The organism is Ruegeria sp. YKSD179, assembly GCF_059612885.1.
Window position 1 is genome coordinate 1 of the sequence record NZ_JBXWRL010000051.1, and the last position, 26,037, is coordinate 26,037.

Below are 26,037 nucleotides of genomic sequence, written 5' to 3' on the forward strand. Positions count from 1 at the left end.
TCAGTGGGAAATATCTGCGTCAGAGACAACTCAAAGAGCGCCAATGGGAGAAAATTCCCTGTAAATTCCCTGCTAGCAGGGAAATTCCGGGGCAAAACCGACCCCCGGTTTAAGCCGTGCAGAGACGCAGCGGGGAATACGAGAAAATACCGTCTCAGGGTGGCGTCTCCGCGCGTTGGAACACGGCGCAAGCCCCCGGAATAACGGGACAAAATCCGAGGTCCGTATCAATGTCTCACGATGAATGGGGTGTGTGGCGGGGAGACAGGGATTCGAACCCTGGGAACGCTCTCACGTTCAACGGTTTTCAAGACCGCCGCATTCGACCACTCTGCCACCTCCCCGCTTGGAAGCCGGGTCTAAGGCCAGTTGCGGCCAGAGGCAACCCATAAAGCGGGAAATCTTGCCAAAGTTGCAGCAGATGTCTTTCCATGACGCCTTCCACAGGTTATCATCGGTGCAGAGACCGCATTGAGACTGGCACCAGAACCAGCCAACCAGCGGAGAGGCGCGGCCAGAATGGCCAAGTCAGGCAAGGGATGAAAAAATGAAGCGAGCGAAGGGTACACGCTTTGGACCGCAGCGGCTTGCGGTTCTTACTGCCGTTTTATTAGCACTTTCCGGTTGTGAAGAAGGTTTTGATTTGCAGGGCGCGGCAGCGCCGGGCGACGAAACTGATGCTGCTGAGAATGACCAAACAGTCGAGTTGTTTCCGCAGCCTGCGTCGGGTTCGCAGCGCGACGTCGAAGCCCCGGATGTGTTTCAGGTTACCGAGTCCGGATTATGGGATGGACGCCCGTCATTAGGTGGCATTTGGGTTGCACATCCTGACGTGGACCAACCAGAGCGTGTCGTGATCAAAAATACCACCAACAATAAAACGGTTACTGGTGCCCTTTTCCGCAGAGAACGAAATCTTCCCGGACCGGCGCTCCAGGTGTCATCGTCGGCAGCGAATGAATTGGGCATGTTGGCTGGTTCGCCCAGCAACTTAAAAGTTGTGGCATTGCGGCGCGAACAAAAGGAAGTTGCGCCAGCAGAAGAAAAACCGAAAGTCGATGGGAGCGCCGAAACAGAAGTAGCCGAAAACGATTCAGCAACTTCTGAAGACACTGAGGCCACGACATCCAAGCGAAAGTGGTGGCAGAAAAAGCCAACGGACCAGGCTGGAGCGACAGCCGTGGTAGCCGGCGCTGCTGCTGGCGCGGTCGTTTCTGGCTCTGACGGGGCAGAAACCGATACTGAAACAGCGCCAAAACAAACCGCCGCTGCCGCGGAACCTGACGCAGAAACTCTGACAGAAACAGCGGAAAAGCGGAAATGGTGGCAGAAGAAACCCGTTGAAGAAACCGACGTGGCCTCCGGATCAGCGACTGCAAGTGGGGATGCAGTGGACCGACCCACCGAGTCGGCAAACCAGACAGCAGCGCTGGCAGACCCCGAAGTCAAGCCGCCCGCAGAGAACCCGAACCAGAGAAAATGGTGGCAAAAGCAAGATCCCAACGAAATCACAGAGATGCCACTTGATCCAATAGCGGGTGCGGCTGCGGCCATTGAGGCCAGCGAACCGACAGTGGCCGAAACAACAGCTACTGCTGCTGAAACAACTGCGACATCAAATTCCCTCTCTAAGCCTTTCGTCCAAGTCGGCACTTTTGGCGTTGAAGCCAACGCCAAAAGTGCCGCTGAGAAAATTCGCCGTAATGGAATGGACGCCCAGGTTCGCGAGCTTAAAACAGATGACGATACGGTCTGGCGCGTTGTGGTCGGCCCGGCGGATAGCAAAGCCCAGCGCAAAGCTATTCTGTCAGATGTCAAAGACCTTGGTTTCACAGACGCATTCACTGCAAGCAACTAAGATCAGGAGGCCAGGATGTTGCGAGCGATACGATCGACGACTTTGTCACTTGGCCTAGCATTGCTGGCCCTGCCCGCCCATGCGTTTGATACTACGGCCCGTGCAGCTTTCGTAATGGATCAGAAAACGGGCACGGTATTGCTATCAAAAGAGGCGGACCTGCCGTTGCCGCCGGCGTCGATGTCGAAACTCATGACGCTGTATGTGGCTTTTGAAGCTCTGCGTGACGGACGTCTCACACTGGATGAAACTCTACCCGTGTCGGAACACGCAATGAGCTATGGCGGTTCGACCATGTTCCTGAACACGCAAGATCGTGTTCGAGTTGAAGATTTGCTGCGTGGAATCATTGTATTATCTGGTAATGATGCCTGCGTGGTCATTGCCGAGGCTCTCAGCCCTGATGGAACCGAAGCAGGTTTTGCCCGTTTTATGACCCAACGCGCCAAGCAAATGGGTATGGACAATTCGAATTTTGCGAATTCGAATGGCTGGCCGGCGGCTGGGCACATGATGTCAGTTCATGATTTGGCGGTTTTAGCGGATCGTTTAATTTCGGATTTCCCTGAATACTACCCTCTGTTCGCTGAGGAAGTTTACGAATTTGACGGGCGCGCTCCATCCAACGCTCGAAACAGGAACCCGCTGCTGAAGCTGGATATTGGCGCGGATGGTCTGAAAACCGGCCATACGCAAGAGGCTGGGTATGGTCTTGTCGGATCAGCAAAACAAGGTGACCGAAGGGTTATTTTTGTGCTTTCCGGTCTCGACAGTACGGCACGTCGCGCAGAGGAGGCTGAGGCCGTGGTTAACTGGTCGTTTCGAAATTTTGTCGAGAGGACAGTTGCCAAAGCCGAAGAACCGATAGCCCAAGCCAAGCTTTGGATGGGGGCGGAAAAGACCGTAGGATTGGTTCCACAAGAAGATCTAACACTGTTGTTTCCTGTGCTTGGAAATGAAAATGTTGAAGCCGAAATTGTCTATGACGGACCAATCAATACACCGGTGGTTCAAGGCCAGCAGTTAGCTGAGCTAGTTATAAAACCCGAAGGATTGCCGGAAATTCGGCGCCCCTTGTTCGCAGCAAATAGTGTGGATCAGGGTGGATTTGTCGTCCGTATGATGGCCGTAGGCGGTATTGTTCTGAAAGAGTTCATTGATACGCCGCTGGGGCAATTGTGACGCGACAAGGTTTGTTTCTTACCTTTGAAGGCATCGATGGTTCGGGCAAGTCGACTCAAGCGCGCATGCTGGCCGACTTTTTGCGCAATGAAGGTCGCGAGGTCGTGTTGACACGCGAACCTGGCGGATCAGACGGCGCAGAAGAAATCCGAAATCTTGTCCTGCAGGGGGACCCTGACCGTTGGTCAGCTGAAACTGAAATCCTTCTGTTTACTGCCGCACGCCGGGACCATCTTGAACGTACAATTGAACCCGCGCTGTCCGCTGGAAAGGTAGTTATTTGCGATCGGTTCGCAGACAGCACCCGGATGTATCAGGGCCTGTCTCGCGGCGATCTGCGTGGACTAGTCGATCAGCTGCACGACCTTATGATTGGGCGTGAACCCGACCTTACCCTACTCATCGATATGGATCCGGACATGGGCCTTAATCGTGCCAAAAGCCGTCAAGGCGCGGAAGAAAGATTCGAAGACTTCGGACCAGAGCTGCAGCGTCGAATGCGGACGGGGTTTCTTGAGTTGGCAAAAGAATTTTCCGACAGGTTCAAGGTGATCGATGGCAATAGGGACGTAGACAGCGTCGCTGCCGATGTGAAAGATATCGTCTCAAGAGTTTTGTGACGAAAGATCTATGACCGAAGATGCCCTAGCCCCAGATCAGGCAACCGGAGCACCGCATCCGCGTGAGACTAAGCAACTGTTCGGTCAGGTCGCGGCGGAGCAGGAATTTCTGGCAGCATTCAACTCAGACCGGCTACACCATGGCTGGTTGCTGACGGGGCCACGTGGGACGGGTAAGGCAACGCTTGCCTGGCGCATTGCAAAATTTCTTCTCGCAACCCCGCCACGAGATGATGACGGGCTTTTCGGCGCACCCCCGCCAGTGCACACACTGGATATCGATCCTGATCACCCGGTTTCGCATCGCATTCTTGCTGGGGCAGAGCCCGGACTGGCAGCCATCACCCGAACTGTGAACGAACAAGGCCGGTTGCGTTCCGAAATCGTTGTCGACGACATTCGAAAACTTAGCCGGTTCTTCGGAATGACATCCGCAGACGGCGGGCGGAGGGTTGTCATCGTAGATTCGGCAGACGAGATGAACGTCAGCGCCGCCAATGCCCTTTTAAAAATGCTCGAAGAGCCGCCGGCACGTACGACCCTTCTTTTGATTTCTCACCAGCCATCGCGGTTATTGCCGACGATTAGATCGCGCTGCCGCACTCTGCGATTGAAACCGCTTAGCCCTGAGGATATGCGGCTTGCTTTGACGCAGGCTGGTGCAGAAATGCCTGACCAGGCTGATCATTTGGCAGCACTGGCTGAAGGTTCTGTCGGAAATGCAGTACGATTGATTAACCTCGGCGGTCTAGAGATTTATGCGGAATTAACTCGCATATTGGAATCGCTTCCCCGATTGGATCGTCAGCGCGCCCTCGCCTTGGCCGAAGCAGCAGCACAGCGTGGTGCGAAGGAACAGTTTGAACTGCTGCTTAACCTCATCGACGTTGCTCTGTCCCGCTTGGCATTAACCGGAGCAACGGGCGCCTCCCCAATACCAGAGGCCGCCCCGAATGAGGCGGAAATACTTGTCCGGCTATCTGGTACGCCGCAACAGGCCAGAAAATGGGCCGAGGTCGCAGCCACCGTCACCGCCCGTATGCGACACGGGCAGGCCGTGAACCTTGACCCCACCGCTTTGGTCCTAGATACGGTGTTCAAGATACAGGAAACCGCCGGCCAAAACAGATGAGCGATACCCCCCAAATTACCGACAGCCATTGCCATCTGGATTTCCCTGATTTTGAAGGGAAGCTTGATGAAGTAATCTCTCGTGCGGTCGAAGCGGGTGTTACCCGCATGGTGACGATCTGCACCAAGTTGCAAAATGAACCAAAAGTCCGATCCATTGCCGAAGCCCACGCGCAGATCTTCTACGCTGCAGGCACTCACCCTATGAGCGCTGCAGAAGAGCCATTGGTCAGTGTCGACGAATTGGTTGAAATTTCACACCATCCCAAGATGGTTGGAATTGGGGAAAGCGGACTGGATTATCACTACACTGCTGACTCGGCCGCTGTGCAAAAACAGTCACTTCGTATTCATATCGCAGCCGCACAGCGCACCGGTTTGCCTTTGATCATCCACTCCCGTGACGCTGACGATGACATGGCGCGCATTCTATCCGAAGAATTTCGTAATGCGCCCTATACCTGTGTGATGCATTGCTTTTCATCCACTGCAAGCCTTGCCAAGACAGCGTTGGATTTGGGTTTCTACCTGTCTATGTCCGGTATTACTGCTTTTCCAAAAAGCCAAGCGCTACGAGACATTTTTGCCGCCGCCCCAATTGAACGGATTCTGGTAGAAACCGATGCTCCTTACCTGGCCCCGCCACCTTACCGTGGAAAGCGGAACGAACCGGCATACACAGCTTACACGGCGCGAAACGCTGCCGAGGTATTTGGTGTTTCGTACGCGGATTTTGCGGCTCAGACACAGAGTAATTTCGACCGGCTTTTCGCTAAGGCCGCCCGATACAAGGCTGCGGCATGAGTGAATTACGATTTACTATCTTAGGCTGCGGGTCGTCCGGGGGCGTACCTCGACTGGGCGGGCATTGGGGAGAATGCGACCCAAAGAATCCAAAAAATACCCGGCGACGTTGTTCGCTGCTTGTCGAAAGAGACAGCCCAGAGGGAACGACTTCGGTCTTAATCGACACCTCTCCGGACATGCGCAGTCAGCTGCTGGATACTGGCACCGGTCGGCTGGATGGCGTCGTATATACCCATTCCCATGCGGACCATACGAACGGAATCGACGACCTTCGTATGATCGTATTCAACATGAAGTCGCGCGTTCCAGTTTGGGCAGATGGGGACACTCAGAACGATCTGTTGGGGCGGTTTGGATATGCTTTCGTTCAACCCGAAGGTTCGCCGTACCCACCGATCCTTGAACTAAAAACCATTGATGGACCTTTTCAGATAGACGGGCCCGGAGGAGCTATTCCATTCAGCCCTTTCCGCGTAAATCACGGATCAATCGATGCGCTCGGCTTTCGCATCAAGGATCTGGCTTACTTGCCTGATGTCGCAGAATTTCATAGCGACACACGTTCAGAACTTGCTGGGCTGGATTACCTAATCATCGATGCATTGCGACGATCACCACATCCGACCCATGCCCATTTGGACAGAACACTTGGCTGGATAGACGAGCTGCGGCCAAAGCACGCTGTATTGACGAATATGCATATCGATCTGGATTATGCCACGGTCGAGGCGGAAACTCCGGATTACATCACACCCGCCTATGACGGTATGGTGATCCGGCAACCGGTTTAGGCTCGAAAGTGTATTCGCCGCCAGACGCAGTCAGGACGACTTAATGTTCCAAAGTCTGATCGATGTTGTCCTACCGGTTTTTCTAGTAATCGGAGCGGGTTACGCCGCGACGTATTTCGGGTATTTTCGCGAAATCCACATCGATGGACTGATGAAGTTTACACAAGGCTTCGCAATCCCCTGCCTGTTGTTTCTTGCCATCGCAAACATCGATCTTAGCACAAGTTTCAATCCCAAGCTTTTAGCAAGCTTTTATACGGCAGCTGGTCTGTGCTTTGTCGCTGGAATGCTTGGAGCACGCTTTATTTTTGGCCGGGAATGGGAAGACTGCGTTGCAATCGGGTTTTGTTGCCTTTTCTCGAATTCCGTTCTTTTGGGCTTGCCGATTACCGAACGTGCTTATGGTCCTGACAACCTGACAGGGAATTATGCAATAATCGCCTTTCACTCTCCGTTTTGCTACCTCGTTGGCATTACGGTGATGGAGGTGATCCGCAACCGTGGTCACGGCAGTGCCCGAATGGTTAAATCTGTGCTGTCTGCCATGTTCAAAAACGCGCTGATCTTGGGGATCGGTCTTGGATTCATAGTCAACTTCTCCGGAATTACAGTGCCTGCTACATTGGATGAAGCTTTGGGCTTGATTACCAGGGCCGCTTTGCCGGGTGCGTTGTTTGCGTTGGGCGGCGTTCTGGTCATGTATCGGCCCGAAGGTGACCTGCGCACGATCGCTTTTGTCTGCAGTGTTTCGCTGCTTTTGCATCCAAGCCTGGTTTGGGTGTTCGGGACATCACTGTCGTTACCACAAGATCTGTTCCGCTCCGGTGTCTTAAACGCGGCTATGGCTCCTGGATTTAACGCATACATTTTTGCCAATATGTATGGCCGAGCAAAACGTGTAGCCGCTTCATCGGTTTTGGTGGGTACGGCGGTTTCGATTCTTTCCGTTTGGATGTGGCTGATACTTTTGGGTTAAGCGTTTTTTCGTTGTTCGGATTGACTCTGCCCGCTAACGCGACATCTTCCCCTCGAACAGTTTTCGGAACTAACGAATGCCACACGCCGTCATTGTCGCTCATGGTCAGCCATCGGACCCAACCCCAGCCGAAGTTTCACTGGCCGAGTTTGCACGGTCGGTCGGTGTTTTGACTCCTGATATTTCTGTCCATTCTGCCACGCTCGCCGCTCCGAATGCGTTGGAAAACTGCTTGGATGAACTTCCCGATGGAGCGACAATTTATCCGTTGTTTATGGCCAAGGGTTGGTTTGTGAACAACGCCCTACCCAAAAGGATCGGATCCCGAAATGTTAGCGTGCTTGATCCATTGGGGGTCGATCCAGAATTGCCGGCATTGGTCTGGGACGCGCTTCACAAGTTCTTGGAGCTGAATAAATGGACGGCGGTAGAGGTTGATTTGGTAATCGCGGCACATGGGTCGGGCCGGAGCCAAAACCCGGGAAAGGTGGCGCAGGAGTTCGCATCGCGCCTGAAAAGTTTTGGGTCTTTCAAATCGATCCGAACTGGCTTTGTCGAACAGCCGCCTTCGATCGCCGAGGCCGCTGCCGGAACCGAAAGCAAATCGATCTGCCTTCCGTTCTTTGCCTGCACTGGCGGGCATGTTCTTGAAGACGTTCCACAAGAACTGGCGCGTGCTGGTTTCAATGGTCATGTAATGCCCGTTGTCGGAGAATTGCCGAGAGTTCAACAGCACATTGCTGACAGGTTAAACCAGTTATCAGCTGAATAACGAAGGAAAGTATTCCGATAACCGCGGTTATCGGTCTCCTTGCTCCACTCAATTACCAAGAGAATTGAGTTCAATTGGCTTTCGCTGGTTCTTCATAGAAAACGTGGCGGGAACTGCCATTTTTCTTAGCCTCATACAACGCCTGATCGGCAGCATTCAGGACCTTTGCCCATTCCTGTGTTTTGAATTGCGTCGACAGGGCCGTTCCGATGCTGGCTGATATAATACATTCCGTGTTGTCGAATGCGATCGGCTCGCGCAGTCTGGCGATTAGTCTTTCGGCAATGCCAGTCAGTGTTTTGCGATCTTTCAATCCTTTGAAAATCAGAACGAACTCATCGCCCCCAATACGCGCGACGGTGTCGTCGCTGCGTGTTTCTTCCATCATAATTCGCGCCGCCTGTTGCAGCACGTGGTCACCAGCTGCATGACCGAGACGATCATTTACTAACTTAAAGAAATCCAAATCAAGGTGCATCAGCGCGAAGCTTGATTGCGATTGTATGAGCTGATCCAGCATGTGATCCATAGCCCGCCGATTTTTGAGACCCGTAAGCGTATCCGTATAGGCCTGTTCTTCGGCTTCCAACATGGCGCCCTGCAATCGCAAATTCAGAGACCGGGACGCTTCCATCGCGGCTGATTTCGCCTCTACGAGGTAAAGTAATTCGATTGCCAGATCAGCCCCGGAAAAATCAGCGCTTGTCAGAGCATAGTCCCGTACAGCGTCTAGGATAGATATACCGAAGGACAGATTGATGACCGCGCCTGAACGGTTCCGCAGCGGAGCGACTAGCCCCTTGAGCGTTGTTCGCGGTTCATCGCGAAATCTAAGTTGCAACCGGCCGCAAGAAGCCACCATAAGACCCGAAACCGTTGTTACTGATTTAGGACGAATGAGTTCGAAGATATCAAGAAAATTTCGCTCAGCCATCGGCTGATCTGGACGCAACTTCTGCAACGTGTGACCGACGCTTTGAATTTGTCCTGTTTCGTCGACAATGACAAACATCGGACACAGAGTTTCCAGCAACTCAACCAGATCCGACATTGGTGTCATTGCGCTCGGGCCCCAAGGTCGAATCGTCGGCCTTCAGAAAAGGCACTTTCCACCAAAATTATCGAGATTACATCGTTTGCGCCCAGACCCTCATCATTGGAAAGCATGACCAAAGCACCGTAATCATCGGCCATGGCGCGCAACACCCCCGTCATGACACTGGAATATCCGGGCAACCCTGGTGAGCAGCGCAAAGTATATTCCGTCGAAGATTGCTCGCGCAGTTCCAACACAGGCAAGTCTAGATCGGATACAGCCAGACGGGCCCGATCCGAAAGGTCATCCAAAGAATGCAGGAACTCAACATATGTCACGCCGCCAAAGCGTAGCAAACGGCGCAGACCTTCCATATTCGGGTGCGATACCAAGTAAGTTCCAAGGTCTTCAAGAAATTCTGATTGAGGTCGACTCAGCTCGGCACACAACGCGTCCAGTACTCGTGTCGACACATCTGCATCGTATATCAGCATAGGCTCGAATTCGACAAACCCGAGATTTGCTTTCTCGGTCGCACGTTGCCAGCAGGACCACCCATAAGTGGCACAGACGAATGATTGAATCGCCCTGTTGATCAGACCGTGCATTTTAAGCCTCAGGTTTCGCGTACTGCATGATCTGACGGCAGAAAACTTAACAAACTGCCAAAGTTGGCCAGTTATTCACTACAATGCCAGTCAGTTTGCCTGTGACACAAACAGGGCAAACAAAGAGAATCGGCTTAAAAGTCTGTAGGTGCGCCACCTTCCGCTTTTCGGCGTTCCACAAACTCAGCCAGTTCTTCTCGGATAGCTTCTTCCATGGGTGGGGCTTCAAAACTGCCCACGATTTCCTTGAACATTCTATGCGCCCTCTCAGCAGTCCAGATACCACCGGCCGCGTCCCAGGCCTCATAATTCTTCCAATCGCTAAGAAATGGCTGGTAGAAGGCGGTAGAATATCTGTCCTGCGTGTGTTGAATCCCAAAAAAGTGCCCGTCATTGCCAACATCGCGAATGGCATCTAAGGCGATATCGTCAGGTCCGGTCGCGACCAGCTCTGGCTGCATATAGCGTTGAATATGCTGCAAAATTTCGCAATCCATGACGAACTTCTCAGGACTCGCTATAAGGCCGCCTTCAAGCCAACCGGCCGCGTGATAGACCATGTTGGTGCCTGATTGCACTGCCGCCCATAAAGAGTTTGAAGTTTCCCAGATCGATTGTCCGTCCGGTACATTTGCAGCGCATACCCCCGACGAGCGCATCGGCAGGTTGTAAAAACGGGCCATCTGACCGGTCATCTGGGTCGATCGCATATATTCCGGCGTCCCAAATGCAGGAGCACCCGATTTCATGTCTACGTTCGACGTAAATGTACCGATTACACATGGAATTCCCGGCCGGACATATTGGAACAGAGCTATAGCGCATAATGCTTCGGCTAAGGACTGTGCAACAGCTCCGGCCATGGTAACAGGCGCCATTGCCCCGGCCAATGTGAATGGGGTCACCACAATCGCTTGCCCACGTCGCGCTAGGCGCAAACAACCGTCGATCATTGGGTGATCGTGCTTTAACGGAGAGGTAGAGTTGATATTCGTGTACATGCGCGGCGAAGCCTCGAATTCTTCGTGGCTTAGGCCGCTGGCAATTCGCACCATTTCCATGACATCTTCGACCCGCTCTTTGCCCAGTGAATAGGCATGCATGGCTTTGTCGGTCAGGGTAAGTTTATCGTAGAGCACGTCCAGGTGCCGAACACTCGCGTGGATGTCCACCGGCTCAACCGGGTAACCTCCTGCGAAATGAATACAGTTGAAAAATTGAGTCAGCTTCAGCAAATCCTGGCACATTCTACGGGTGCCTGGAACTTTCTTACCTATCTCCATGTCCCAGTAATTCGGTGGGGAGGACACGTTCCCGAAAAGCAGATTTCTACCGCCAATAGTGATTTGGTGGTCTGGGTTGCGCGGTGTAATGGTGAAACTGGATGGAGCTTTAGCCACCATTTCCATTACAAAATCACGCCCCATTCGAACGTTCGAGTCCTTGATTGTGCACCCTGCTTCGCGAAGAATACCAATGGCTTCTTCGTTGTAGAACTCGATTCCAATCTCTTCGAGAATGCGCATTGCACCGTCGTGAATGGCTTCGATTCCTTCTGGGCCAAGCGGTTCGGTTGGACGATCTGTGTTAACTGGCGGGTTCCATGGCATCTGGTCAATAACTGCGCTGCCACGCCTCGCGGCGGCTCCTGCGCGTCCACCACTGCGGCGTCGGGATGTCCTGGTTTCTGCCATTGGGTCCTCCGAGGGTCTGCTTTGTTCAAGCAAGCCCTGAAGTGCCGGCAAATGGCCGTTCTGTCAGCGACAACAGATGTCGGTTTTGTGGCCCTATTATGCTATTTTCCCCCTAATGTCGTCACTTGCTCGACAACCATCCGGCGATGTGTCCGATATCGGGCAGAACTACATCTGCCAAGGGTTCCAAAGCTTCAGCCGGAGCCACGCCAGTCAACACACCGATTGTGGTCATTCCCGCGGCCCTGCCTGCCTCAAGATCGTGACGGCTGTCGCCCACCATAGCGATTTGTGAAGGATTGATCTTCACGTGATTGGCAAAAGCAAGCAATTGCCCCGGCCCCGGTTTAAATCCGTGCCCGCTGTCGTATCCAGCGACAAAATCAAAATAGTCTCGTATGCCCATAGACCGCAAATGCTGCACAGCAGGCATTTCTCCGTCATTTGTAGCAACCCCAAGTTTTAGTCCGGTCTGACGCAAATTACTCAGAAACGGGCCAAGGGGTACTGCTGGTACCTGCTCGGCCAGCGCGGACTCTCGATTCAAAATACCGACAAGTTCAGAATGATCATAGCCCTTCAGATGTGGTATCAGGGCGTCTGCAACTTCGCTGACTGTTCCGGCAATAACAACACTGTCGCCTTGATAACAGCCCTGCGCAAAGTCAAAACCTACTACCTTACCCAATTTGGCAGCCTGACTGGTATCTCCTTCAGAAAGGCGCAGTAGTACTGCGCGACCGAAAGCACCCCAAGTGGCCGCAAAATCAAAAAGAGTACCGTCTTTGTCGAAAATGAGCGCCTCAACTCGCACGCCACGCTCTCCTGTCAAGTCCAGTGCATTGCCGATTCGCCCGCCAAGACGGATCGAGCTTGTGCAGGAAGATCATAACTTTCTGAATTAGCGTCACAATATGAGACCACCCAGGAATCATCCAACAACAGAAAATCAAGCACTGAAACCAAAAACTCGGTCTCTCCAACTCGGTTACGCAGATCCTGTTCCGAGGCTCCTGTTGCGCCTAAAAATATCGGCAGAAGCTCTTCGTTACCCACCAGCCAGCTCAGTGCATTCAGGGCCAGTGTTTCTGCGGAGTTCTTAGAGATCGACATAAACTCGCCTCGTTATTGAGCTTGGAAAGGGTTTGTTAACCAGACTCATAAAGACTTTGGCAACGCATGCAATCTAACGGTGAACGCCAATGTCTGTGCAAGGCACGATACTTGTCCTCGACGGGGTCTCTACCAACCGCATTATGCTCAAGGTGCAGTTGACTGCTGCTTGGTATCATGTCGTTCAAGGTGAAAGGCTAAGGGGACTGCCGACTTTGTTACGCCGAAGCCAGCCCGACCTTGTTCTGGCGGCGCAAACTTTGCCAGACGGCAAAGCAGCGGACGTAAAGAAACTGTTGGCCGGCGATCCAACTCTTGCAGATATTCCCGTTGTCGCCATAACCCAGCAAAACGACAAAGCCGCGCGAATTCAGGCGCTAGCCGACGGTTTGGATGACGTCCTGGCATACCCTTTCAAAGACACCCTACTGCTTGCACATGTCCGTAGCCTTCTTCGCATACGTGGGAAACAACAAGAGTTGCGGATCAATGATGAACCCAAGTCCATTGGATTTGCAGAACCGCAAACCGCCTTTTATAAGCCTCCCCCCGCAGGTTTGGTGGCGTTACTTGCGCACAGCACTCGCACCAACTCGACATGGCGTAAGGCTTTGTCCAAGCAAATGCCCAACTCCATATCAACGCACACATTACCCAACCTGAAGGGTATACTTTCCGCCCCAGCCCCTGACGCGATTGTTGTAGAACTTGGACCCGGAGCAGCCGGACAAACAATTCTGTCGGACTTACGATCCAGGGCGACAACGCGCCATTCGGCGCTGATCGGAGTGATGCAGGGTGATAATGCGGACTTGGCTGCCGAAGCGTTGGATTGGGGAGCTGACGCCGTGTGCCAGGGCGGTTTCGAGACAGACGAGATTGTCCTACGATTGAAACGGCACATAGCCCGCAAGCAGACAGACGACAAGCTGCGCGCATCATTACGCAAGGGGCTGACCGACTCGCTGACTGACGCATTGACAGGGCTTCACAATCGCCGTTTTGCCATGTCCGCGCTTGACCAAATCGCGCGCAAATCCTTGAATTCAGGGCGTAGTTTCGCCGTAATGGTCGCAGATCTTGACCACTTTAAGTCGATCAACGACAGGTTTGGACATAGTGTCGGCGACCTCGTGTTGACCGAAGTGGCAGGCCGACTGCAGCGCACCGTCGAAAAAGCTGGTTTTGTCGCGAGGATCGGTGGTGAAGAATTCTTGATATGTATTCCCGATGTTCCGCAAGAAAACGCATTGGAAACAGCAGACTTGATATGCGACCGCATATGTGCGGAGCCGTTTCGATTGCCGGACTCCCAGTTATCGATCCCAGTCACAATCAGTATTGGCCTAAGGTTGTGCGAACCATGGAGCTTAAATCGAAGTGGTAGTCCATTTCTGGCTGGTGATTTATTAAAATCTGCGGATATAGCACTGTACGCCGCAAAGAAAGCCGGTCGCAATCAAGTGCAGATTAGGCCAGATGCCGCGTAGTTAACCTTCAGTTTTTCTTGGGCTTTCCATTTCGATGGCGGCCACGCTTGATTACCTCTTCCAGACGTTCGGCATAAATCTGTCGTTCACTATCGGTCATTTCGGAGACTTGAGTCAGCCACTCCTGATGCAAAGACTCCTGCAAATCTGCAGTGGCCTGAACCTGTTGATCCAAAAGCCCTTGAACAATCTCCGGCTCAAACGGGACTTGCAGCAAAGCCTTACGCAGTTCTTGAAAATCCTTCGAACGCCGTTCTGACCCTTTGCTGCGCAATGTAGCCAATTCGCCCCTAAGCACCTTTCGGTCCTCTTTTGGCAATGCGTGGTACAACGCTAGCCCAAAGCCGGGCGGCACCCTTGCCTGCTCTCCTCCCTTTATCCTCAGGGCCGTTCCGAGAATGATACCAACAACCAACAGGTTCACAGCCAATGAGACCGCTAAGAGGATCGGCATCCATCGGCGCTTTGATACGGGGATTTCACTCATTCCGTGCCCTCCAGATACTCGGTGTCCAAATTGAGTTCAGCCATCAAAAACGTCGCTTCTTGCGGCAGGAAGAGGTTGGCTGGATCAGGTAGAAAGGCAGGAGCAAAAAAGCCGATCCAGATCCCCGCTGCACACGCGGCTGCCAGCCCCCCCAGAACTCTTAGCCCGCCGATACCTTCAATTACCTTTCGCCACGCGCGTAATTCAGGTCGCTTCGCCGCTTTCAGCCTTTTTAACCGAACCAATTCAGCGTCGGTTTCGATCCGAACCGCCAAATCATCGGGCATCCCAGAGCTTTCCTGACGGGCCTGGGCAAACAGATTTTCCAACTCATTATCATCAGCCATTTTCGTACCCCAGTTCGTCACGCCGCTTGGCCAGTATTGTGGCGAGTGATCTTTTTCCCCTTGCGGTCAAACTCTCGACCGCCTCTACCGAGATGTCCATGATCCCGGCGATTTCGGGATTAGACAACTCTTCGATATGACGTAAAATCACGGCTTGCTGCTGTCGCTCTGGCAACTGCTCAAGCGCGTTCTGCAGCGCATCCGAGCGTGCCTCATCTTGTATCTGATCCACAACACTGGCAGAGATGTCCTGAACTTCCGGAGCGTTTTCAACAGTTTCAGGCCGTTTTCGTCGCCGTTGATCGATGCACAGATTCATAGTCACGCGGTATAACCAAGTGGAGACCTTCGCTTGCCCCGGCACCCATTCGGGTGCCATTAGCCAAAGGCGCATCATGGCTTCTTGCGTTACGTCTTCGGCTTCGGATCGATTACCTAGCATTCGAAGAGCCACCGAAAAACTGCGCGGCCCCAGACGATCAGTCAAAAGGCGCGCCGCCATCGCATCGCCATTGGCGAACTGGCCCAGCAATGACTCGTCGCTGGGCTCAGGTCCAACAGCGGACCCGACTTGCGACCTATCCAGGTACGAGGTCAGATCCTCCATCCTGCATCAGTTGCTGTCAGTGTCGTTGTCGCGCATACGCTTGTGCTTGCGGCCCATTCTATCTTTTGCATCCGCATATTCCTGTTCCGAAATCGAACCGTTGCCATCAGCATCGATACGTTCGAACATTTTTGCGCCACGGCGCGGTTTCGGCAACTCATCTGTGCTGAGAAAACCATCATTGTTTGCATCCTGCCGTTCGAACATCTTCTGTACACGGTCGTTAGCCTTGGCCTGCGCAGCGGCTTGCATCTCGTCCAAGCTCAACTGCCCATCGCCGTTGCTATCGGCATCAGTAAATCGTTGCATACGATGTGTATCAATTTCAGCTTGTGTTATTTGGCCATCCCCGTTCGCATCCAATTCTTGAAATGTCGGCTGTTGCCGGTCTTTTGACCCTTTAGCAAGTACAGCTGTACCGGTGACAGCCACAGCGGAGAGAACAATTGCTGAAATAATGGTTGCAGGTTTCATTTCAGATTTCCTTTGCTTTTGCAGGCCCAATGCCATTGTTGATACATTTTAAAACGCTGAGGGAACGAATTTCCGTCGAACTTTTTTGGGATCTCAAGTGCATCATTTAGGTTGTCGGCTCTGGATGCTATTTTGAGGCGACCGCCGCAAAGCGACGCACCCCCTTTTCCAACGGCTCGATAATGCGCAATATCCCGAACAACTGAATGCGCGAGTATCATTATGACAGATCACACTATTAACATGACAGCCGAGGATGACCGCCCGACACGCCCCGCGCTGATCCGAGGTTTTCGCGGTAAATGCCCCAATTGCGGTGAAGGTAGACTATTACACAGCTACCTAAAGGTCAGCGATGAATGCACCCATTGCGGGCAAGAGCTGTTTCACCATCGGGCAGACGACGGCCCTGCTTATCTGACGATTCTGATCGTCGGCCATCTGCTTGCCCCGGCACTGCACATTTCTTATGTACATTGGCGTCCCGAACCGTGGACAATGGCCATCGCTTTTTCAATTGGCTGTGTTGCCTTGTCGCTGTATCTGCTTCCACGGCTCAAAGGGGTTGTAGTTGCCTATCAATGGGCGCGCCGGATGCACGGGTTCGGAACCTCTGCATGAGTTTGGATAAATCCGCGATCCGGAATGCTTCTACCGTAATCGTGTTACGGGACCGGTTCGACGACCCGTCGATCCTGATGGGTCAACGCGGAGCGGCCGCGGCGTTTATGCCAAATAAGTTCGTTTTTCCAGGTGGTGCCGTCGACCCTGAGGATGCGGATATTCCGCTATCGGCTCCTTTGCCGGAGATTTGTCGGAACCGATTGTCCCATAGGTCCGAAAAGGGCTTGGAGAATGCCCTGGCCACTGCCGCAATTCGCGAGCTTTGGGAGGAAACTGGCCTTGTTCTCGGCCAACCGGGTTCGTGGCCGGATAAGCCTCCAAAGGATTGGCAAGCCTTTGCAAACATGGGGTTTCGACCTTCTGCCGATGCACTGCAGTTTGTTTTTCGCGCAGTCACACCCCCAGGTCGGCCGCGCCGGTTCGACGCCCGTTTTTTTCTGGTGGATTCCGAGGCGATTCAGGGGGATCTTGACGATTTTACGCATGCCTCAGACGAGCTATCGCATTTGCAGTGGGTAAAAATCCGACAAGCGCGCGAGTTTGATCTGCCGTTCATAACCGAGGTCGTACTGGCAGAGATTGCTGAACGCGCCAAGGACCGCAATCCACCAGACAGCGTTCCGTTCTTTTTGAATAACGAAGAGGCTAGCCTGTTTTTGCAGCTAAAAGGTTTCTCGATGCCGCAACACGACTGAATAGCGTCATCTCATTCGGCTTATCACCACAGTCACTTCGGGTTTTTTGCCAAGCTCGACCCGCGCGCTTTGACGAACAATCCGCCTTAAAGCTTCCTCTAGTTTTTCATCATCGCGCAAGGTTTTGACCTCAGCACGCATCAAAAACTGATTTAGATCCTCTTCCAGTATTTCGGTCAAAGCCGCATTCGACGTGCCGATTTCGGGTAAACCTATCGCATCGCACCATGGTTCGCCCAGTGGCTCGTCGTCCTCGTCAAAAATGACTGTGACTGTCACATGGCCATTCAATGCCATGCGGATGCGATCGCGCACAACACCATCCAAAGCACCAATTTTTACGGTACCATCCAGATAGGTTCGACCTGTTTCAACGTAATCAACAACTGTAGGTGCGTTCCCAGTCAGGTCCAGAATGGTTCCGTTCACGGCAAGAACACCAGTCCGTCCGCCAACCTTAGCCAGCTTGGCATGTTCGCGTAAATGCCGATGTTCACCGTGCATAGGGATAACCATCTGCGGGTCCATAAGAGCATGAATCCTCTCAAGGTCTGGTCGGTTTGCATGCCCTGAAACGTGGTAAAGACCAGAACTGTCGTCGACGACATCAACGCCTTTTTCGCTGAGTTGATTGATTATGCGGATTACACCCTTCTCGTTGCCAGGAATTGTTTTTGAGGAAAACAGAAACAGATCACCCTCTTTGACTTCCAAGCCACGATACTTCCCGCGGGCCAGCTGCGCACTGGCGGCTCTTCTTTCGCCCTGACTGCCAGTGACGATAAGCATCAAATTCTGACGGGGGACGTCGGCCGCCTCTTCAGCGCTGATTACGCGGGGAAAATCGGATAATATTCCTGTCTCAGTTGCGGCTTCGATCATCCGTCGCATGGCGCGCCCAAGCAACACCACCGATCGACCGGCCTTCTGACCCGCTTCGGCCAAAGTTTTTACCCGTGCCACGTTCGAAGCAAAAGTTGTCGCGATTACCATGCCGTCAGCATCCTGAACCAGCTTGGCGATCTCGGGACCAACCTCTGATTCCGAACGACCAGGATGGTCGGAAAACACATTGGTGCTGTCACAGACCAAAGCCCTTACCCCGGGTTTCGCCACCTCAGCCCAAAGGGTTTCCTCAAACGGCTCGCCCACGACCGGTTTCGAATCCAGCTTAAAATCACCTGAATGAACCACGCGACCAGACGGAGTGTCTATTACAAGGCCAGCGCTTTCAGGGATCGAGTGCGACACCGGTAAAAAACCAATATTGAATGGTCCCACCTTGGTCTGTTCTGGCCAAGCAGACACGGTATGCACTGCCTCGGTCGGGTGGCCCTGATCCTCCATTTTGCGCCGGGCTATATTTGCGGTGAAGGGACGAGCGTAAATTGGCACACCAAGATCTGCATAACACAAGGCTACAGCGCCCACGTGGTCTTCGTGCGCATGTGTGACAAATATCGCCTCCAATTGATCCTCACGTTCTTTGAGCCACGTGATATCCGCAAAAATCAGGTCAACGCCCGGAGAAGAATCCATATCCGGAAAGGCGACCCCCAAGTCCACTAGGATCAGCCGTTCTTGCCCCGGCTTTCCATAACCGTAGACATATGCATTCATGCCAATTTCGCCTGCACCGCCGAGCGGCAGATAAATCAGTCTTTCACTGCTCATGTTGAGCCATTATCCTTATTATAACTATGGATCACGGTCAGTCCGTGCATCGTCAAATCGTCTTCAATCACATCAAAGCCAACATCGGCCTGATCAAACAATGGCGCGAGACCACCTGTCCCTATGACCTTCATCGGCATCCCAAACTCAGCTTTAATGCGCGATATCAATCCTTCAATAAGCCCGGAATACCCCCAATACACCCCGGATTGAATGCAACCAACAGTGTTGGTCCCAATCACTTTTTCAGGTCTGGTAATGTCGATATGAGGCAACGCTGCCGCGCCTTGATGTAAGGCTTCAAGACTTAGATTGACCCCTGGCGCAATTATCCCGCCGACATATGCCCCGTCCGCTGCAACGACATCAAAGTTCGTGGCAGTTCCAAAATCGACCACAACCACATTTCCACCGTGGCGGTCAAACGCTGCAGCGGCGTTTGCAAGACGGTCTGGCCCTGGGATTGTTCCCTCGTCCACCCGGGGGTTTACCGGCAACAAGCAATCCGGCTTACCAACCACCAAAGGTCTGCATCCAAAGAACCGGTCGGCAAAGACGCGCAAGTTAAAAACCACACGCGGAACCGTCGACGCGATGATCACGTTGGAGATGTCAGCCTCAATACCGTAGTGTTTCACAAGGGTGGAATACCAAGTGAAATAGGCGTCTGCAGTGCGGGCATGGTGGGTCGAGGTGCGAAGCGTACACAGAAACTTCTCGCCATCCCAAATCGAGAAAACCGTATTGGTATTGCCGCAGTCAATTGCCAAGAGCATCTGCGTCTCCTTCAGAAATATACATCCGCCGCAGGTATGCTGACGCGACCTCTGGCGGTGTTTAGGACAAGGTTACCGCCCGCGTCCACCGTTTCAAAAGTTCCAACTGTTTCCGAAGCCGTCGTACGCGCCGAAATAACTTCCCCCAAGCGGGCCGCACGAGACAGCCAGGCAGCCCGGATCGGCTCAAACCCATAGATAGAAAACTGGGTTTCGTATTTCGCGTATGCGACGGCAAGCTCGGACAGGAAATCTTCCGGGGTAACGTTAGTACCAGTTTCAGACAGCAGAGAAACAGGCCGCAACGCATCAGGCTCGACCTTATCGGCTCCGGGGGCTTGCGACAGGTTTACTCCAATACCGATCGCCAGATGGGTCACTTGGTTCGCTTGACCTGTGCTTTCCAGTAAGATGCCTGCTAGTTTTCCGCCATTCAGCAAAACATCGTTGGGCCATTTTAGTGAAAATCCCGATGCCCGTCCTGTTACAGCCACACAAGCGTCAAACAATGCAAGGGCGGCGACAAAGCTGCGCAAGGCGGCTTGTTCCGGATTGCCTTGCGGTCTCATTAACAAAGTCGCAGCCAAATTTCCTTGTGGATTGGCCCAGGCGCGCCCTCTTCGACCGCGGGCCGCAGTTTGGTTATGTGCCATTATCCAAACAGGGCCTTGAGCGGAAGGCGCAATTCGGGCCGCTTCGTTCAGAGTGCTGTCAACTTCCTGCAGAACATGCAGACCATATCCCTGAGGCCAATCGCTCATGTCAAAAAGGCCCAGCTATACAGCCAGGCCCTGCGTCTTTCTTGGCTGAACATTCAATTGACAAGCGTGGCCGCAGCGGCTGCCGCTGCACCTTCAATACCAAACTGGTAAAAAACTCCGATCAGCATCAGTGCAGCCGATCCCATCAGCGCGCCCCACAAAACAGGCGATGAGTGGGTTTCAATCGGTTCGTCATTATCGGACCCGAAATACATGTAGAAAACGATCCGCAGATAGTAGAATGCGCCAATCACCGATGCGATGGCGGAAACGATCACAAGGCCAATTAGCCCCGCCTCGACACCAGCCTGCCAAACGCCAAACTTTGCAAAGAAACCCAGCATAGGCGGCACGCCGGCTAGGCTGAACATCAATATCAGTACCGCCAATGCTTTGCCCGGATCCCGTTTGGAATATTGCTTCAAGGCGTCGATGTTTGTGACCGGTTTCCCGTCTCGTTCCATCATTAGAATAAAGGCGAAGGTTCCGATATTCATCGTCACGTAAATGGCCAGATACATTAACATCGCTTTTATGCCCAACACCGTTCCTGCCGCCAATCCGATAAGCGCGTAACCCATGTGAGCAATGGACGAGAACGCCATCAGGCGTTTGATGTCGCGCTGACCAATCGCCGCAACGGCACCCAAAAGCATGGATAGGACGGACAACAGAACAATCACTTGCTGCCAATCTTTAACCACGCCCCCAAAGGCATCGTGCAAAACCCGAGCGAACAATGCCATTGCTGCAACTTTTGGTGCGGTTGCAAAAAAGGCGGTGATTGGAGTTGGTGATCCTTCATAAACATCAGGAGTCCACATATGGAACGGCACAGCGGAAACTTTGAAGGCAAGGCCAGAAATCAAAAAGATCAATCCAAACAGCAGACCAATTGAAACGTCTTCATGATGGACAGTTTGGATGATGCCAGAAAACAAGGTTGTTCCGGTAAAGCCGTAGACCAGTGATGCCCCGTACAGCAGAAGACCGGAGCTTAAGGCACCCAATACGAAGTACTTCAATCCGGCCTCAGTTGATTTGGCGCTGTCCCTGCGCAGCGCGGCGACTACGTAGAGGGACAGAGATTGCAGCTCAAGCCCCATGTACAATGACATCAGATCGCCAGCGCTGACCATCATCATCATACCGACCGCAGCCAGTGCAACCAGAAGTGGGTATTCGAACCTGAGCAAACCGCGGCGCGTCATGTAGTCCTGACTCATGACCAAAACAGCAGCGGCAGACAACAGAATCGCCACCTTTGCAAACCTGGAAAATCCGTCATCTACGAACATGCCATTGAACGCGATGTTTGTGCCGTCGCCGTTTGTCGCGATCCAGAAAGACAGAGCCGCCATCATTCCGGCCGTGACCCATATAAGCGCCGGCGCTAGTCCGTCTTTGGTGGTATAAACAGCCCCAATCAGAGCGGCCATCGCATATACCGCAAGTACAACTTCCGGCAAAATTATCGTTAGATCAGCTTGGATCATGTTTCCAAAGCTCCCTTAATGCGAGGCGGCCGTCTGGGTCGCCGCCTCTGCCGCGGCCAAGGCCGTGTCATAATTCGAAATCAACGCTGCAGTCGTATCCCCGATCACATCGGTCACCAATGAAGGATACACGCCCAAAAGGATGGTCATGATGATCAGCGGGGCGAAAACAAGTCTCTCTCGCGCGCTCATGTCCGTGATCGATTTCAGGCTTTCCTTTATCAAATCGCCGAACACAACTCGACGGTAAAGCCACAACGCATATCCAGCTGAGAAAATCACACCTGTAGCAGCCACCGCAGTTACCCAAGTATTCACTTGAAAAGCGCCCATGAGCGTCAGGAACTCGCCGATGAACCCGCTGGTACCTGGCAGACCGACGTTAGCCATGGTGAACATCATGAACACCAGCGCATAGGCAGGCATCCGGATTACCAGGCCGCCATATGCCTCGATATCGCGGGTGTGCATACGGTCGTAAATTACTCCGACGCACAAGAACAATGCGGCGGAAATGAACCCATGGCTCAGCATCTGGAAGATTGCGCCATCGATCCCTTGCTGGTTCGCAGCAAAAATACCCATCGTCACAAAACCCATATGCGCGACCGATGAATAAGCGATAAGCTTTTTCATATCCTCCTGCACCAGCGCCACCAACGAGGTGTAAACCACTGCAATCGCAGACATCCATAGCACAAGATCGGTCATCACCGCCGACCCTACTGGGAACATCGGCAGGCTGAACCGCAAAAAGCCATAGCCACCCATTTTCAACAGGATCGCAGCCAGCACCACCGACCCGGCGGTAGGTGCTTGAACGTGTGCGTCCGGCAACCATGTGTGCACTGGCCACATTGGCATCTTCACTGCAAATGAAGCAAAGAATGCCAGGAACATCAGCGTTTGCAGGCCGCCAACTACATAAATTCCCAGCACACTGAACCCGTCAGAGGAGAACTGATGGCTCATGAGAGCTTCGATATCAGTGGTACCCGCATCTGCATACATGGCTACCATCGCAACCAGCATCAGAACCGAACCGAGGAATGTATAGAGGAAGAATTTAAAGCTGGCATAAATACGATCTTTCCCGCCCCATATGCCGATGATCAGGAACATGGGGATCAGGCCCGCTTCGAAGAACAAGTAGAACAGCACCAGATCCAACGCCATGAAAACGCCCAGCATCAGGGTTTCCAATAGCAAGAAAGCGATCATGTACTCTTTGACGCGGGTTGTGACCTCCCAACTGGCGAGAATGGTCAACGGCATGATAAAAGTGGTCAGCAATACGAAAAGAACGCTGATACCATCCACGCCCATTTTGTACTTTAGGCCCATAAGCCACTGACCTTCTTCCACCATCTGAAAGCCAGTGTTGGACGGATCAAAGCCCGTGTAGATACCGATCGAGACCAGAAAGGTCACGGTCGTCGCGACCAAAGCCACCCATTTCGCATTTCGCTGCGCAGCCACATCTTCGCCATGAAGGAACAGCGCCAGAATACCTGCTGCGATTGCTGGGATAAACGTGACAATGGAAAGGATATTGTCCATTAGTTCGCGCCTCCGCCGATCGACATCCAGGTGACAAGAGCCGCGATACCCAGAACCATCCAGAAGGCGTAAGTAAAGATGTAACCGGTCTGCGCCTTGCCCGCGAGGCGCGTAAAGAAGGGTACGACGCCCATTGCTACTCCATTCAGGAATCCGTCGATGGTGTTGCCGTCACCGCGTTTCCACAGGAAACGCCCAAGAGCGACGGTGGGTTTTACAAAGACGACATCGTAGATTTCGTCAAAATACCACTTGTTCAACAGGAACAGGTACAACGGTCGTTGGTTCGCGGCCAGACGCGCCGGTAGTGAAGTGTTCACCATGTAGAACCAGTAAGCCACCACAAAGCCCAGCAGCATAGCGACAAATGGTGATACCTTAACCCACTTGGGGGCCGCATGTGCTTCGTCCAGAACGTGATTGTCAGGTGCGATATAAAGCGCGCCTTCTCCTGGTTCTCCAACAAAAGCGTAGTGGTGATCCCCGCTGTGTCCTTCCGGTTTATCATGCGCGGCGTCGTTATCATGGCCTTCATCGGTGGTCGTACTGTCACCATGGTCGTCATCGGCATGCCCAGAGTCCGCATGAGCTGCATCGCCGTGTTCGGCCGCCTCGGCGACGGGGATACCATAAAACTTACCCACCTTATCGGCATGACCAAAGAAGTTGCTGTACCAGATCATCCCGGCAAATACCGCACCCAATGACAGAGCGCCTAGCGGGACCAACATGGTCATAGGACTTTCATGCGCATGCTCATGAGTATGCTTGTCGCCTCGCGGTTCCCCATAAAAAGTAAGAAAAATCAGGCGCCAGCTGTAGAATGAAGTGAATACCGCCGCAATAACCAGCATCCAGAACGCGTATCCTGTTCCGCCTGCAAACGCGCTCTCGATAATTGCATCTTTGGACAGAAAACCGGCGAAACCGATATGAGTAAGCGGGATGCCAACACCGGTGATCGCCAATGTTCCGATCATCATTGCCCAGAAGGTGTAAGGGATTTTCTTACGCAACCCGCCGTACTCAGTCATCTCTTGCTCGTGATGCATGGCGTGGATCACAGATCCTGCCCCGAGAAAAAGTAGCGCCTTGAAAAAGGCGTGTGTCAACAAGTGGAACATCGCGGCCGAATACATCCCGACACCCGCTGCCACGAACATGTAGCCCAACTGGGAACAGGTCGAATACGCAATCACGCGTTTGATGTCGGTTTGTACCAAGCCCACGGTGGCGGCAAAGAATGCCGTCGACGCTCCTAGGAATGTTACAAATCCAGTCGCACCCGGCGCGAACTCCATAAGCGGTGACATGCGGCAAACCAGAAAAACACCGGCAGTAACCATGGTCGCGGCATGGATGAGCGCAGAAACCGGCGTGGGGCCTTCCATGGCGTCCGGCAACCATGTGTGCAGGATCAATTGTGCCGATTTTCCCATCGCACCGATGAACAGAAGCACGCAGATAACCTCGACCGCAGTCCATTCTCCCCAAAGGAAAGACAACTGCGTCTCAGCCAGCTTAGGAGCCGACGCGAATACGTCTGAAAAGTTAATACTGTCAGTCAGGAAGAAGATCGCGAATATTCCCAACGCAAAGCCAAAGTCACCTACACGGTTCACGATAAAGGCCTTCATCGCGGCTGCGTTGGCTGATGGTTTGCGGTAATAAAAGCCGATCAAAAGATAGGATGCCACGCCGACGCCTTCCCAGCCAAAGAACATCTGGACAAGATTGTCCGCAGTCACCAGCATCAGCATCGCAAAAGTAAAGAATGACAGATAGGCAAAGAAACGCGGCTTATAGCTTTCGCCTTCGCGCCATTGCGGATCGTGATCCATGTAACCAAAAGAGTATAGATGCACGAGCGCCGAAACAGTCGTCACCACAATCAGCATAATTGCCGTCAGCCTGTCCAAGCGTATTGCCCAGCTTGTCGAGAGCGATCCGCTTTCAATCCAACGCAGGATTTCAATATGCTGCGTTTGGCCGTCGAATGACAGGAACACAATCCAGCTTAGCAAACATGCCAGAAACAGCAGGCCCGTGGCGGTCCACATGGCGGCTTTCTCGCCGATGAACTTCCAGCCGAACCCGCAAATTAGCGCGCCCACAAGCGGGGCAAAGAGGATGGTGGTTTCCATAGTTCTCTTAGCCCTTCATCATATTGACGTCTTCAACCGCGATCGATCCACGGTTACGGAAAAAACAGACCAGAATAGCCAGACCAATCGCCGCCTCGGCCGCCGCGACGGTTAGCACGAACAGAGTAAACACCTGCCCGACCAGATCGCCGAGGAAGCTGGAAAACGCCACGAGGTTGATATTCACCGCCAACAGCATCAACTCGATGCTCATCAGCAGGATGATGACGTTCTTGCGGTTCAGGAAGAGACCGAAGATGCCGATAACGAACAGCGTCGCCGCGACCGTAAGATAGTGTTCAAGTCCGATCATC

27 protein-coding genes and 1 tRNA gene are annotated in these 26,037 nt (G+C 53.0%); 11 read left to right on the forward strand and 17 right to left on the reverse strand.

Annotated features, from left to right (window positions below; translation table 11 throughout):
• Positions 1 to 254 precede the first annotated feature (254 nt).
• Positions 255 to 344 (reverse strand) — tRNA-Ser (locus AC2FNE_RS19695).
• A 203-nt stretch (positions 345 to 547) separates the two neighbouring features.
• Between AC2FNE_RS19695 and AC2FNE_RS19700 the strand changes: the two genes are divergently transcribed.
• The 8 genes from AC2FNE_RS19700 (at position 548) to AC2FNE_RS19735 (ending at position 8,137) form a co-directional block, all read left to right on the forward strand.
• Positions 548 to 1,858, forward strand: coding sequence for an SPOR domain-containing protein (locus tag AC2FNE_RS19700; protein ID WP_496806101.1), 1,311 nt, complete (start codon positions 548 to 550; stop codon positions 1,856 to 1,858).
• A gap of 15 nt (positions 1,859 to 1,873) precedes the next feature.
• Positions 1,874 to 3,040, forward strand: a complete 1,167-nt coding sequence (locus AC2FNE_RS19705) for a D-alanyl-D-alanine carboxypeptidase family protein (RefSeq protein ID WP_170479023.1) — start codon at positions 1,874 to 1,876, stop codon at positions 3,038 to 3,040.
• On the forward strand, positions 3,037 to 3,660 hold the full coding sequence (tmk, locus tag AC2FNE_RS19710; RefSeq protein ID WP_170479021.1) for a dTMP kinase: 624 nt from the start codon (positions 3,037 to 3,039) through the stop codon (positions 3,658 to 3,660). The genes AC2FNE_RS19705 and tmk overlap by 4 nt, the downstream gene beginning before the upstream one ends.
• 10 nt (positions 3,661 to 3,670) lie before the next feature.
• Positions 3,671 to 4,792: a DNA polymerase III subunit delta' gene (locus tag AC2FNE_RS19715; RefSeq protein ID WP_170607931.1), complete on the forward strand. Its 1,122-nt coding sequence runs from the start codon at positions 3,671 to 3,673 to the stop codon at positions 4,790 to 4,792.
• Positions 4,789 to 5,595, forward strand: coding sequence for a TatD family hydrolase (locus AC2FNE_RS19720; RefSeq protein WP_170607933.1), 807 nt, complete (start codon positions 4,789 to 4,791; stop codon positions 5,593 to 5,595). Before AC2FNE_RS19715 ends, AC2FNE_RS19720 begins: the two co-directional genes overlap by 4 nt.
• Entirely contained in the window at positions 5,592 to 6,389 is a 798-nt protein-coding gene (locus tag AC2FNE_RS19725) for an MBL fold metallo-hydrolase (protein ID WP_496806102.1), read from the forward strand. The genes AC2FNE_RS19720 and AC2FNE_RS19725 overlap by 4 nt, the downstream gene beginning before the upstream one ends.
• Before the next feature lie 43 nt (positions 6,390 to 6,432).
• The gene (locus AC2FNE_RS19730; protein ID WP_496806103.1) at positions 6,433 to 7,365 is read left to right on the forward strand and encodes an AEC family transporter; all 933 of its coding nucleotides are present in this window, start codon (positions 6,433 to 6,435) and stop codon (positions 7,363 to 7,365) included.
• Positions 7,366 to 7,441: 76 nt separating this feature from the next.
• Entirely contained in the window at positions 7,442 to 8,137 is a 696-nt protein-coding gene (locus AC2FNE_RS19735) for a CbiX/SirB N-terminal domain-containing protein (RefSeq protein ID WP_170607934.1), read from the forward strand.
• A 70-nt stretch (positions 8,138 to 8,207) separates the two neighbouring features.
• On the opposite strand, the gene AC2FNE_RS19740 is transcribed toward AC2FNE_RS19735, so the two are convergent.
• From AC2FNE_RS19740 to AC2FNE_RS19760, 5 genes are all read right to left on the reverse strand, one after another.
• Positions 8,208 to 9,197, reverse strand: a complete 990-nt coding sequence (locus tag AC2FNE_RS19740; RefSeq protein WP_496806104.1) for a diguanylate cyclase domain-containing protein — start codon at positions 9,195 to 9,197, stop codon at positions 8,208 to 8,210.
• Positions 9,194 to 9,781 carry a heme NO-binding domain-containing protein gene (locus tag AC2FNE_RS19745; RefSeq protein ID WP_496806105.1) on the reverse strand — a complete coding sequence of 196 codons (588 nt, stop codon included), beginning with the start codon at positions 9,779 to 9,781 and terminating at the stop codon, positions 9,194 to 9,196. The genes AC2FNE_RS19740 and AC2FNE_RS19745 overlap by 4 nt, the downstream gene beginning before the upstream one ends.
• A gap of 134 nt (positions 9,782 to 9,915) precedes the next feature.
• Positions 9,916 to 11,475, reverse strand: a complete 1,560-nt coding sequence (locus AC2FNE_RS19750; protein WP_170607962.1) for a trimethylamine methyltransferase family protein — start codon at positions 11,473 to 11,475, stop codon at positions 9,916 to 9,918.
• A gap of 121 nt (positions 11,476 to 11,596) precedes the next feature.
• Complete coding sequence (locus tag AC2FNE_RS19755) at positions 11,597 to 12,289, reverse strand: HAD family hydrolase (RefSeq protein ID WP_170607964.1); 693 nt, start codon at positions 12,287 to 12,289, stop codon at positions 11,597 to 11,599.
• Between the two features lie 14 nt (positions 12,290 to 12,303).
• A complete protein-coding gene (locus AC2FNE_RS19760; protein WP_170478999.1) occupies positions 12,304 to 12,588 on the reverse strand; it encodes a DUF3572 domain-containing protein in 285 nt (94 codons plus the stop codon).
• A gap of 89 nt (positions 12,589 to 12,677) precedes the next feature.
• Here AC2FNE_RS19760 and AC2FNE_RS19765 point away from each other — a divergent pair, with 89 nt between their 5' ends.
• Positions 12,678 to 14,078 carry a diguanylate cyclase gene (locus AC2FNE_RS19765; RefSeq protein WP_170607965.1) on the forward strand — a complete coding sequence of 467 codons (1,401 nt, stop codon included), beginning with the start codon at positions 12,678 to 12,680 and terminating at the stop codon, positions 14,076 to 14,078.
• Positions 14,079 to 14,085: 7 nt separating this feature from the next.
• Here the strand turns inward: AC2FNE_RS19765 and AC2FNE_RS19770 are convergent, their stop codons facing one another.
• Genes AC2FNE_RS19770 through AC2FNE_RS19785 form a run of 4 tightly spaced genes read right to left on the reverse strand, consistent with a single transcriptional unit; the run spans position 14,086 to position 15,993 of the window.
• Positions 14,086 to 14,565, reverse strand: a complete 480-nt coding sequence (locus tag AC2FNE_RS19770) for a periplasmic heavy metal sensor (RefSeq protein WP_170607967.1) — start codon at positions 14,563 to 14,565, stop codon at positions 14,086 to 14,088.
• Entirely contained in the window at positions 14,562 to 14,912 is a 351-nt protein-coding gene (locus AC2FNE_RS19775) for a hypothetical protein (protein ID WP_496806106.1), read from the reverse strand. The genes AC2FNE_RS19770 and AC2FNE_RS19775 overlap by 4 nt, the downstream gene beginning before the upstream one ends.
• Positions 14,905 to 15,519 (reverse strand): RNA polymerase sigma factor, encoded by a 615-nt coding sequence (locus tag AC2FNE_RS19780; protein ID WP_170607971.1) that lies wholly within the window; start codon positions 15,517 to 15,519, stop codon positions 14,905 to 14,907. The genes AC2FNE_RS19775 and AC2FNE_RS19780 overlap by 8 nt, the downstream gene beginning before the upstream one ends.
• A gap of 6 nt (positions 15,520 to 15,525) precedes the next feature.
• Entirely contained in the window at positions 15,526 to 15,993 is a 468-nt protein-coding gene (locus tag AC2FNE_RS19785) for an EF-hand domain-containing protein (RefSeq protein WP_170607972.1), read from the reverse strand.
• 222 nt (positions 15,994 to 16,215) lie between these two features.
• On the opposite strand from AC2FNE_RS19785, the gene AC2FNE_RS19790 reads away from it, so the two are divergent.
• Both AC2FNE_RS19790 and AC2FNE_RS19795 read left to right on the forward strand, forming a co-directional pair.
• Positions 16,216 to 16,614 (forward strand): DUF983 domain-containing protein, encoded by a 399-nt coding sequence (locus AC2FNE_RS19790; RefSeq protein ID WP_170607974.1) that lies wholly within the window; start codon positions 16,216 to 16,218, stop codon positions 16,612 to 16,614.
• The gene (locus AC2FNE_RS19795) at positions 16,611 to 17,312 is read left to right on the forward strand and encodes an NUDIX hydrolase (protein WP_170478986.1); all 702 of its coding nucleotides are present in this window, start codon (positions 16,611 to 16,613) and stop codon (positions 17,310 to 17,312) included. The genes AC2FNE_RS19790 and AC2FNE_RS19795 overlap by 4 nt, the downstream gene beginning before the upstream one ends.
• Before the next feature lie 6 nt (positions 17,313 to 17,318).
• Here AC2FNE_RS19795 and AC2FNE_RS19800 read toward each other — a convergent pair whose 3' ends face one another.
• The 7 genes from AC2FNE_RS19800 to nuoK are packed head-to-tail and all read right to left on the reverse strand — an operon-like array spanning position 17,319 to position 26,036.
• Positions 17,319 to 18,986 (reverse strand): ribonuclease J, encoded by a 1,668-nt coding sequence (locus AC2FNE_RS19800; protein ID WP_496806107.1) that lies wholly within the window; start codon positions 18,984 to 18,986, stop codon positions 17,319 to 17,321.
• Positions 18,983 to 19,762, reverse strand: a complete 780-nt coding sequence (locus AC2FNE_RS19805; RefSeq protein WP_170607979.1) for a type III pantothenate kinase — start codon at positions 19,760 to 19,762, stop codon at positions 18,983 to 18,985. The genes AC2FNE_RS19800 and AC2FNE_RS19805 overlap by 4 nt, the downstream gene beginning before the upstream one ends.
• Positions 19,763 to 19,773: 11 nt before the next feature.
• On the reverse strand, positions 19,774 to 20,523 hold the full coding sequence (locus tag AC2FNE_RS19810) for a biotin--[acetyl-CoA-carboxylase] ligase (RefSeq protein ID WP_170478981.1): 750 nt from the start codon (positions 20,521 to 20,523) through the stop codon (positions 19,774 to 19,776).
• Positions 20,524 to 20,576: 53 nt separating this feature from the next.
• Positions 20,577 to 22,019, reverse strand: a complete 1,443-nt coding sequence (gene nuoN, locus AC2FNE_RS19815; protein ID WP_170607982.1) for an NADH-quinone oxidoreductase subunit NuoN — start codon at positions 22,017 to 22,019, stop codon at positions 20,577 to 20,579.
• Positions 22,020 to 22,034: 15 nt separating this feature from the next.
• The gene (locus AC2FNE_RS19820) at positions 22,035 to 23,579 is read right to left on the reverse strand and encodes an NADH-quinone oxidoreductase subunit M (RefSeq protein ID WP_170607984.1); all 1,545 of its coding nucleotides are present in this window, start codon (positions 23,577 to 23,579) and stop codon (positions 22,035 to 22,037) included.
• On the reverse strand, positions 23,579 to 25,723 hold the full coding sequence (nuoL, locus tag AC2FNE_RS19825) for an NADH-quinone oxidoreductase subunit L (protein ID WP_170607985.1): 2,145 nt from the start codon (positions 25,721 to 25,723) through the stop codon (positions 23,579 to 23,581). Before nuoL ends, AC2FNE_RS19820 begins: the two co-directional genes overlap by 1 nt.
• A gap of 7 nt (positions 25,724 to 25,730) precedes the next feature.
• Positions 25,731 to 26,036, reverse strand: coding sequence for an NADH-quinone oxidoreductase subunit NuoK (nuoK, locus tag AC2FNE_RS19830; protein ID WP_050602759.1), 306 nt, complete (start codon positions 26,034 to 26,036; stop codon positions 25,731 to 25,733).
• Between the last annotated feature and the right edge of the window lies 1 nt (position 26,037).

Excerpts from the sequence above, each read along its gene's own strand:
- AC2FNE_RS19705 (WP_170479023.1), top strand. The coding sequence starts at position 1,874 with ATGTTGCGAGCGATACGATCGACGACTTTGTCACTTGGCCTAGCATTG.
- nuoL (WP_170607985.1), bottom strand. The coding sequence starts at position 25,723 with ATGGAAACCACCATCCTCTTTGCCCCGCTTGTGGGCGCGCTAATTTGC.
- AC2FNE_RS19770 (WP_170607967.1), bottom strand. The coding sequence starts at position 14,565 with ATGAGTGAAATCCCCGTATCAAAGCGCCGATGGATGCCGATCCTCTTA.
- AC2FNE_RS19725 (WP_496806102.1), top strand. The coding sequence starts at position 5,592 with ATGAGTGAATTACGATTTACTATCTTAGGCTGCGGGTCGTCCGGGGGC.
- AC2FNE_RS19735 (WP_170607934.1), top strand. The coding sequence starts at position 7,442 with ATGCCACACGCCGTCATTGTCGCTCATGGTCAGCCATCGGACCCAACC.
- AC2FNE_RS19820 (WP_170607984.1), bottom strand. The coding sequence starts at position 23,579 with ATGGACAATATCCTTTCCATTGTCACGTTTATCCCAGCAATCGCAGCA.
- AC2FNE_RS19795 (WP_170478986.1), top strand. The coding sequence starts at position 16,611 with ATGAGTTTGGATAAATCCGCGATCCGGAATGCTTCTACCGTAATCGTG.
- AC2FNE_RS19730 (WP_496806103.1), top strand. The coding sequence starts at position 6,433 with ATGTTCCAAAGTCTGATCGATGTTGTCCTACCGGTTTTTCTAGTAATC.
- AC2FNE_RS19785 (WP_170607972.1), bottom strand. The coding sequence starts at position 15,993 with ATGAAACCTGCAACCATTATTTCAGCAATTGTTCTCTCCGCTGTGGCT.
- AC2FNE_RS19750 (WP_170607962.1), bottom strand. The coding sequence starts at position 11,475 with ATGGCAGAAACCAGGACATCCCGACGCCGCAGTGGTGGACGCGCAGGA.
- nuoN (WP_170607982.1), bottom strand. The coding sequence starts at position 22,019 with ATGATCCAAGCTGATCTAACGATAATTTTGCCGGAAGTTGTACTTGCG.
- AC2FNE_RS19810 (WP_170478981.1), bottom strand. The coding sequence starts at position 20,523 with ATGAGCGATTGGCCTCAGGGATATGGTCTGCATGTTCTGCAGGAAGTT.
- AC2FNE_RS19745 (WP_496806105.1), bottom strand. The coding sequence starts at position 9,781 with ATGCACGGTCTGATCAACAGGGCGATTCAATCATTCGTCTGTGCCACT.
- AC2FNE_RS19740 (WP_496806104.1), bottom strand. The coding sequence starts at position 9,197 with ATGACACCAATGTCGGATCTGGTTGAGTTGCTGGAAACTCTGTGTCCG.
- AC2FNE_RS19765 (WP_170607965.1), top strand. The coding sequence starts at position 12,678 with ATGTCTGTGCAAGGCACGATACTTGTCCTCGACGGGGTCTCTACCAAC.
- AC2FNE_RS19780 (WP_170607971.1), bottom strand. The coding sequence starts at position 15,519 with ATGGAGGATCTGACCTCGTACCTGGATAGGTCGCAAGTCGGGTCCGCT.
- AC2FNE_RS19805 (WP_170607979.1), bottom strand. The coding sequence starts at position 19,762 with ATGCTCTTGGCAATTGACTGCGGCAATACCAATACGGTTTTCTCGATT.
- AC2FNE_RS19760 (WP_170478999.1), bottom strand. The coding sequence starts at position 12,588 with ATGTCGATCTCTAAGAACTCCGCAGAAACACTGGCCCTGAATGCACTG.
- AC2FNE_RS19715 (WP_170607931.1), top strand. The coding sequence starts at position 3,671 with ATGACCGAAGATGCCCTAGCCCCAGATCAGGCAACCGGAGCACCGCAT.
- AC2FNE_RS19700 (WP_496806101.1), top strand. The coding sequence starts at position 548 with ATGAAGCGAGCGAAGGGTACACGCTTTGGACCGCAGCGGCTTGCGGTT.
- AC2FNE_RS19790 (WP_170607974.1), top strand. The coding sequence starts at position 16,216 with ATGACAGATCACACTATTAACATGACAGCCGAGGATGACCGCCCGACA.
- nuoK (WP_050602759.1), bottom strand. The coding sequence starts at position 26,036 with ATGATCGGACTTGAACACTATCTTACGGTCGCGGCGACGCTGTTCGTT.
- AC2FNE_RS19775 (WP_496806106.1), bottom strand. The coding sequence starts at position 14,912 with ATGGCTGATGATAATGAGTTGGAAAATCTGTTTGCCCAGGCCCGTCAG.
- AC2FNE_RS19800 (WP_496806107.1), bottom strand. The coding sequence starts at position 18,986 with ATGAGCAGTGAAAGACTGATTTATCTGCCGCTCGGCGGTGCAGGCGAA.
- AC2FNE_RS19720 (WP_170607933.1), top strand. The coding sequence starts at position 4,789 with ATGAGCGATACCCCCCAAATTACCGACAGCCATTGCCATCTGGATTTC.